This window comes from Paenibacillus alginolyticus DSM 5050 = NBRC 15375, from assembly GCF_000422905.1.
GTDB classification, from domain to species: Bacteria; Bacillota; Bacilli; order Paenibacillales; family NBRC-103111; genus Paenibacillus_E; species Paenibacillus_E alginolyticus.
On record NZ_AUGY01000173.1, the window covers coordinates 1 to 8,127 of the forward strand.

At 39.1% G+C, this 8,127-nt stretch carries 5 protein-coding genes and 3 pseudogenes; 6 read left to right on the plus strand and 2 right to left on the minus strand.

Annotation, left to right across the window (positions count from 1 at the left end):
* The 3 genes and pseudogenes from G519_RS51835 to G519_RS0136980 all read left to right on the plus strand — a co-directional run.
* Nucleotides 1-183, plus strand: a pseudogene (locus tag G519_RS51835) (hypothetical protein); the annotation flags it as partial.
* Nucleotides 184-725: 542 nt separating this feature from the next.
* Nucleotides 726-1,475 carry a hypothetical protein gene (locus G519_RS48250; RefSeq protein WP_051254052.1) on the plus strand — a complete coding sequence of 250 codons (750 nt, stop codon included), beginning with the start codon at nt 726-728 and terminating at the stop codon, nt 1,473-1,475.
* Nucleotides 1,476-1,651: 176 nt separating this feature from the next.
* Nucleotides 1,652-3,007: a dicarboxylate/amino acid:cation symporter gene (locus G519_RS0136980; protein ID WP_029198842.1), complete on the plus strand. Its 1,356-nt coding sequence runs from the start codon at nt 1,652-1,654 to the stop codon at nt 3,005-3,007.
* Nucleotides 3,008-3,063: 56 nt separating this feature from the next.
* On the opposite strand, the pseudogene G519_RS46485 reads toward G519_RS0136980, so the two are convergent.
* Nucleotides 3,064-3,612, minus strand: a pseudogene (locus G519_RS46485) (aminoacetone oxidase family FAD-binding enzyme); the annotation flags it as partial.
* Between the two features lie 130 nt (nt 3,613-3,742).
* Between G519_RS46485 and G519_RS0136990 the strand changes: the two are divergent.
* The 3 genes from G519_RS0136990 to G519_RS0137000 are packed head-to-tail and all read left to right on the plus strand — an operon-like array spanning nt 3,743 to nt 7,880.
* Nucleotides 3,743-5,230 (plus strand): tyrosine-type recombinase/integrase, encoded by a 1,488-nt coding sequence (locus G519_RS0136990; protein ID WP_029198843.1) that lies wholly within the window; start codon nt 3,743-3,745, stop codon nt 5,228-5,230.
* Between the two features lie 14 nt (nt 5,231-5,244).
* The gene (locus G519_RS0136995; protein WP_029198844.1) at nt 5,245-7,341 is read left to right on the plus strand and encodes a site-specific integrase; all 2,097 of its coding nucleotides are present in this window, start codon (nt 5,245-5,247) and stop codon (nt 7,339-7,341) included.
* On the plus strand, nt 7,341-7,880 hold the full coding sequence (locus tag G519_RS0137000; protein WP_029198845.1) for a hypothetical protein: 540 nt from the start codon (nt 7,341-7,343) through the stop codon (nt 7,878-7,880). Before G519_RS0136995 ends, G519_RS0137000 begins: the two co-directional genes overlap by 1 nt.
* Nucleotides 7,881-7,892: 12 nt before the next feature.
* Here the strand turns inward: G519_RS0137000 and G519_RS0137005 are convergent.
* Nucleotides 7,893-8,127 (minus strand): annotated as a pseudogene (locus G519_RS0137005) (AAA family ATPase); the annotation flags it as partial.

Genomic DNA, 8,127 nt, shown 5'->3' on the forward strand with positions numbered 1-8,127 from the left:
GAATTGAAGACCACCAAAAGTCCCTGGACAACGCTAAAGTTATTGCGAATCTATTTCTATGATAGCTGGTCTAACTTTGTAAATGCTGTCTTTCGCCCGCCAAGTAGAACTTCAAAGGGTCGACAGAAGACGAGCAAGACAAAAGAACGGCTAAGTTCACAGCGCATCATAGTGAGAGAATAGCGGAGACACAAGAATAAAATGTAAATTAATGGTAAAAACGCGTCATTTTCTGTAGTCTTTACTTTTTTGGCTTGTACCCAAAAAACGAAATGGTAATAAATACAAGATATTAAACAAATTGTATTTAGACATACAGCCCTTCTAATCATGTCAGCTTTTTAGCATCGGTAGTGTATGTTGTACAACAATTTATCCTTTTTATTGGCGATAGAGCCTCTTTTGGCTGAAACTGTTGTATTTTCTGCAACATTCGCATGTATAAAGTGGATTTAGCTTGCTTATTGTTGTATAAAGTACAACAACACACGGCTAAGGCATCGAGTGTTTAAACATTCGATGTCTTAGTCGTATCATCAATTCAACCTTTGCAATAACTATCGCCAAAGGACAGAGTAAGCCGATTATTTCAGCTTACAATTTCACTTTTTCAATACGATCTAGGCAAACGCCTTTTTATTGTAGATACCACAGAATCCGTAACCTTACCCCTTATTATAGCGTCTGGTGAGATAAGGAAGTAAATTTGTGGAGGAGTGAGTCGGATGGGACGCATGGTGGAGCTGGTTTTGGTGGCAGCAATAATGGGTATGATGACGGGATGTGTAGGTGAGCAAACAAAAGGTGCCACAGGCACAAGCAACAGTAGTAGCCCGCAATCGACATCAGCGGTCCCTCCGACACCAACAATTACTCCGAATTCTACCGCACAGGTACCAAGCACAACGACTACTCCTACTCCTAGTGTCAAACCAAGTCCAACTTCGTACGCCAAAGAAGCGGATGCGAAAAAAGCAATCGAAAACCGAACGAAAGAAACGATCCAAGCGCTAAAAGAGAAGGATCTGAAAAAGCTCGCAGAGCTGATCCATCCGAAGAAAGGTGTACAATTCTCACCTTATTCCTATATTCATGTGTCGAGTGATGTCCAGGTTCTAAGCAGCGGGCTTGCAGCCCTATGGGCAAATACCAGCACTACACACTGGGGTGACTACGATGGTTCCGGTGACCCCATTGATCTGACTTTTCCCAACTATTGGGATAAATTCGTTTATAACGAAGATTTTGCAGCCGCTCCGCAAATCAGTTATAACATTATTCTCGGCAAAGGGAATATGATTAATAATGTGTTTAGTGTTTATCCCACGACTTCAGCGATTACGGTGGAATATCATTATCCCAGCCTAGACGCGCAGTTTCAGGGGATGGATTGGACCAGTCTGCGGCTTGTTTACGAAAGCTCAGGCACTCAGTGGTATCTAGTTGCCATTGTGCATGACCAACATACGATGTAATTTCATTTCCAAATTTTAATTAATCGTCTAAAAGCCGTATTAAATCTCAACTTTTCTGGGGGATAGTTCGGCTTTTTCGTTTTTTTTTAAAATTAGTGATTGACAGCTTCCGTTTGTTGTCATATTCTTATCCCATAAAACCGAGTAACATCGTAGGAATTAAGGAGATGATTCTAATGAACAACAACCTAGTGACCGCATTTCAAACCAACTGGGTCAGTTTAGTCGTATCCATTATCATTATCGGGGTCCTCGTCTTTTTGGCGAAAAAAAGGGTTAGCTTTGGTAGCCGAGTTTTCATTGGTTTAGGGCTTGGTTTAGTAGCAGGGGTCGTGTTTAATCAACTGGGGCTCCAATATAAAAGTGTGAGCACGATCGGAACGATCTATGTCAATTTGATCAAAATGCTCGTTATGCCTTTAGTACTTATTCTAGTTATTAACAGTATTTCATCGTTATCCAGTCTGGGTCAGCTTCGTAAACTGGGTTTGAAAACGATCGGTTGGTTCTTGCTAACAACTGGAATCGCGGCGCTGATCGGATTGGTTGTCGCTTTGGCGATTGATCCAGGTAACGGAATTGCACAGGCTGTGCCGAAAGATTTTAAAGCAAGAGAAATCCCTACGTTTTCACAGGTTATTCTGGACTTGGTACCTTCCAATCCAATTAACGATATGGCGACTGGGAAGGTTGTACCGGTTCTGATCTTCGCGATTTTTGTTGCTGTAGCGATTGTACATGTCGGCTCGAAAAAGCCGGAAAGTGTAGCAGCCGTTAAATCGTTTATTACGTCAGCAACAACTGTGATCCACCAAGTAGTTAAGTATGTTATTCGTTTGACACCTTATGGGGTGTACGCGTTGATCGCAGCTATGGCTGCTAAATATGGTTTGGACACACTAGCTCCATTGGCTAAAATTATTCTAACTTCCTATGTAGCTTTGATCATTCACTTCGTATTGATTTTCGGTGGTTTGGTTCTTTTCGTGGCAAAAGTAAACCCAATCAAATTCTTCAAAAAGGCGTATCCGACGATTGCTGTCGCATTCACAACACGCAGCAGTTATGCAACGCTGCCTGTTAATTTGGAAGTCATCACGAAGCGTCTTCGTGTATCACCGCGTATTGCCAGCTTCGTAGCACCGCTCGGGGCAACGATGAACTTCAACGGCTGCGGCGGGGTGTGGCCGGCGGTTGTGGCGATTTTCGTAGCGAAGGTTTACAATCTTCCGCTGGGCATTTCCGAATATATTATTCTTATCTTGGTTAGTGTGGTTTCCTCCATTGGTGTGGCCGGCGTTCCTGGTCCAGCTGCGATTTCGACAACAGTTGTACTTACAGCTTTAGGCTTACCTTTGGAAGGTATGGGTCTGGTGCTTGGTGTTGAAGCACTGATCGACATGGGTCGTACAGCGGTTAATGCTACAGGAACAACCGTTACAGCATTGCTCGTGGCTGAGTCCGAGGGTGAATTCGATCGTGCAGCATTTGATCGCGATGAAGAAGAGGACCTCGAATTGGCTACAGCTTAATCTATATCTCTAAAAAGATAGAAGGACCTGCATCTTAGGATGCGGGTCCTTATTTTTTACACCTGCTGAGCGGCGCTTTTGCCAGCCATATACCCAGTTGAAAATGCCGCGGTAATGTTATAACCGCCAGTATACCCGTGAATATCGAGAATCTCACCGCAGAAATAAAGCCCGTTCACCAGCTTCGATTGCATGGTACTCGGATCGATTTCTTTAAGCTGAACGCCGCCGCCTGTGACGAAGGCTTCCTCGATAGATAGTGTTCCTTTGACGATAACAGGGAAGGCTTTCATCAGTTTGCACAGCTCAAGCCACTTTTGCTTCGGGATGTTGTCGTACGTAAGCTGATCGTCTAAGCCAGACTTTTCGAGCATGATCGGGATTAGGCGATCGGATAAAAGAGGCTTAAGCACGTTTTTGATCGCTTTTTTGGCGTCGGCTTTGGCGAGAGCCATGCTTTGGTTGTAAACTTCGTCAGAGCTTAGATCGGGGAAAAGATCCACAGTGAGCAGTACTTCTTTGCGCTCCGATTTGTTGAGCTCTTTCACAACGAATTGACTGCAGCGCAGCGCAATCGGCCCCGACAAACCAAAATGCGTAAATAATTATCACCCACAAATCTATTGAATTCAGATAACGCTATGAATATACTGGTAAAAGATTAATAATTAATACAGTTAAATTTATTTGGGGAATTGAAGTAATGGATTTTATTGTCGGATAAGGTGGGATAGCTTGGGGTATCAACAACTTCTTAAATTGGTAAACATAATGGACAATAAAATAAGGCTAGAAAGTTTTGCGAGGATATATACAGAGAAACGATTGGAAGGATTACATTATGCTAGTTTTCTTCCAGATAAGAATATTGTCTCCATCTCAAGACCTGATCATACTACGGTTCATGAAGCTACATCATTTCTTATATCAAGGAAAAGCAGTGGTAAGGCAATTAATACAGTACGAAATGAAGCGAATGATTTAAAAAAATTCTTAGACTTTATGTTGGTTTGGGAGATTCAATTATTAGAGTCAGATTTGTTAGTTGTGTTAGAAGGGTTTACTGACTATTTACAGTTAATTAGATCTGATGTTGGAATAGAGGATGCTTTAGAGTGGGTAACCCTAAAAGCAATTCCCTTAAATACTTGGGGGGAATCAGAAGGGAAAGTCACTGGTATTCAAAGGGATGAATTCGGTAAGCTACAACGTTCTGAGATTAGTAGTTACTCAAGTACGAGTATAAATAAGATGGTGCGTACTACTGTGAAGTATCTTCTATTCCTGAAGAAAAAGTCATCGGATTATGCTTCGCTTCAAGTTAACGAATTGCCACATGCGAGTAAAAAGTTAAGAGGTTTTATTTCGAGTATAACTGGAGGTAAACAAGTTGCAACGATTGATATCTCATCGATAACTAAAGACGTAGGAGTTAAAACTCAATATTACAGTTTGAAAAGTTTGAAGGTCGATTCGATATTCACACTTGAACAAACAGATCAATTTATAGATACTGCAAGCAGTTATCAGGATAAATTTCTTTTTAATGTTTTGCGTTTCTTAGGTCCACGGGCAAGTGAAGCAGCAGGTATATGGATAGATCCTACTTCCCTTCCAAACAATTTACTAAGGATGGATTACCATAAGGCTAAGAGGCTAATAAAACAAGGTATAAAGGGCGATATAGACTTTTACGAAAAAGATAACAAAGGGTTCTGGCTCTGCAAGATAATGGATAGGGATAATCCAGATTTTAGAGCAGGGCATAAAAAGGACGGGGAATATAGGGAAGTTCCATGGCTATTTTCTCAAGAAGGTTTCCTGAACTTACTTTATGAAGCATTAAGAGAGCGTCAAATATTAATGCGAAACATAGAAGTTGATCATGGATTTTTATTTGTATCTAGAAATAGAAAAAATCAGGGAAGCCCAATAACAGGGAAATCTATAGCGAAGAAATATGAAAACATTAATAGGCAACTAATTCGAGAGAAGAAGATAGATCTTTCTGAGTACAGTCCCCATACGTTTAGACATTTCTATGCTACATATCTGTTAAAAAAACTGAATATTCAAATTGATGATGTGAGTAGATGGTTAGGACATATTAGTACGGAAACGACACGTACAACTTATTCTCACTGGATTCCTAGTAGTAATAGTTCAGAAAGTGACGGAACAGTTGAAGATATCTTTGTTACCTTCAAACCAACAAAACAATAAAGGAAAGTGCATAAATGAGTTATCAATGGATTGAATGGGAGAAGTTTTCGGTTATGTACATGGAAGCATTCCACGTGGAAGGGATTATAGAAAGTCGAAGGGACTATATAATAAAAAATTGGAAGGACCTTAAAGCGATTGTAGAAAGTCTCCATATAGACTTTAAAGATGGAAGACAATGGATGGAGGCATTACTAGATAATAAAGGGGGTTATAGAGAAGGGAAATTCACTGAAATGCACTATATAATACCATGGTATTTGAATATTTATCTACAACATAAAGATGAAATTGATCATGAAATGATGCTAAATTACTTCCAATCAGATGCTACTTCATCACAGTTACACTATAAATGGTCCAAATATTTTGGTCTAGTATCAGACGAGGAAGATCAGATGATTTCTTCAAATGGCACTTTTAAACGTTCCGGATTTAGAAAATTCTTAGGAATGCATACCATTCTTAAGAGGATGCCACTAATTAGTTTTACTGATGATGATAGTCAATATGCAAAAAATATTAGTCCTGTTCAAGACCGTTATAATCCAAAGTTATTACAGGACCTGCGTATTAAATTGGGCTACACAAATGTTCTGATAAAGCCCCAAAAAAGACAAACGAATTGGGAAAAACTCTTATCTCATGTTAATCCAATTTGGGCAGATGTTGTATCGAAATATAATAATTATTTGCTTGTCGCTGATGCCCATGCAGATTACATAATTAGAATGAGTCAAGTTATTAGTGAATTATTTGAGTATCTTAATAAAGAGAAGAAAAATGACTGCACATTATTTACAATAAGTGATTTTAAGAAATTGACCATTAAATTTAAGCAGGGGCCTAAAAAAGAAGGCGGCACAAATTCTCAATTAGGTAAAGTAACTCTTTTAAGAAGATTTTTTGAATGGGGAGTCGGGGCATTACCTGCATTTTTCCCAACTCAATTGAATTTTCCAGATGAGGACTGGGCGTATTTATCAAAGAAAGCGTCAAGGGAATATATAAATAGTGAAGGACTTGCTCCTTCATCCGATGAAATTGCAAAAAAAATGGTGGAAAGTATTTATAATTATGTTCCTGAAAATGAAAGCGAAGCATTATGCAGATGGTTTTGGATGATAGTTGCTAGTGCACCTCCAAGATTTAGTTTTGTAATGAATCTAGAAAGCAAATATGCTTTGAAACCGTTACCAAACCACCCTGAAGCTTTTGGATTATATTCACAAGATGAAGATAAGGCAGGTAATAAATATGGGCAATTCCCCATTCTTGATCCGATAGGCTATGAAGCAATTAATGAATTACAGAAACGAGCGGACCTACTCCAACTAAAACCAATATGGAATGAAAAATACAATAGAGAATTTGTACACTTGTTCCAGTTAAATCAACCACCATGGATACTCTCAGAGTATGCTGTTCGGCGTTTTTTAGATAAGGTTAAATTAAAGGTATTAAATGAGGATGAGAGTTCTGAGAGAATAAGTGCTCATGGTTACAGAACATTTTTATTAACTCATATTGCAATGAAAACAGGCAGTCTCGAGGCCGTTCGCGTTGCTGCAGGACATAGAGACGAAGAAATGACAAGGTTGTATTTAAAAAGCAGAGTTTCAAGAAAAGCTTTGCTTCATCGTGTACTTTTAAAATATGAGCAAAGTGAAGTGAGTGGTAAATTTTATGTAAGATTGTTGCAGTTACTCACGTCTGATGACACCCCATTAGAGGATATGATGAAAGCTCTCAGTACGGAGATGGGGCTGGATGAGTTCCTCCTTAGATATGGAAAGAGAGTGGAAATGGGTTTTTGTTTGAGCCAAGAATCATGTGATAATTGGTATAAATGCTGGGGTTGTCAAAATTTTCTTATGCGCCGCGAGGAAATAAATGATGCAATAGAGGTTCTGATTAAACAAATAATTAACATGAGGGCAATGATTAAGCACAGCACTAATTATACGTCTAAGAACTCCATAGCAGCCGGTCAAATGAGAACAATTTCTTTAATTATTAAGAGGTTAACTGAACTTGGACTTACGGAGAAAAAGATAGACGAAATGGTATTAGAGAAGATTAATAAAATCACATTTAAGGAAGTTAACTAATGAATTCAACAGCCATAGTTGGATATATTCAAAATTCTCACTGTGAAGTAGGAGTGGATAGGCACTTTACGGATATTGAGTGGAAAGAAATTTGTTCTGACTCTTGGGATAGAATTGAGCATCTTACAGAAATACAACTAAATAAATTTACAGATCTAACTTATTACAAATCACTAAATATCTATGAACGACGTTATGTGAATTTTTTATTATTGTACCAGCGCGTTATTTGGTCGTTGGATGATGCATTATCGTTTAGATTTTTCTCGCTTCCCTTAGAAAAGATTTATAACTTTAAATGGATGGAAGATAAGATTGAGCAGCATTACGAGTCGTTTTTTAAGTTAGATATTAAGAATGAGTTTAAAAAGAAACAATTCAAAATAGATATAATGACAATAGTTTTTCGTATTTGGGCTGCTGGTTATGGAGTGATTAAAAGCGAGGGTAGGAATGTTACTGCTAAACCATACTGTCCGCCAATTGACGGCGTATGCTGTCCTAAACCTGACGGACAAGCTGTCCAGTCGATGGTTTAAAAAAAGGGAGAATCAAGAACATTCTCCCTGGATGACGCGTTTGACCATATGATCGTCGATGATGCGATGCCCATTCTGGGCGCCGTAGATTAAACTGTGTGTACAAACTTTATTGACGAGTCTAGCTGAGCCGCTAGAAAACCGATAAATATCCTCAATCGCTCCATCCGAGAAGATCTCATTCTCAGCCCCAGCATACGTCAAATGACGCTTTATATAATCCCCAACCTGTGCCCGATCATAATGC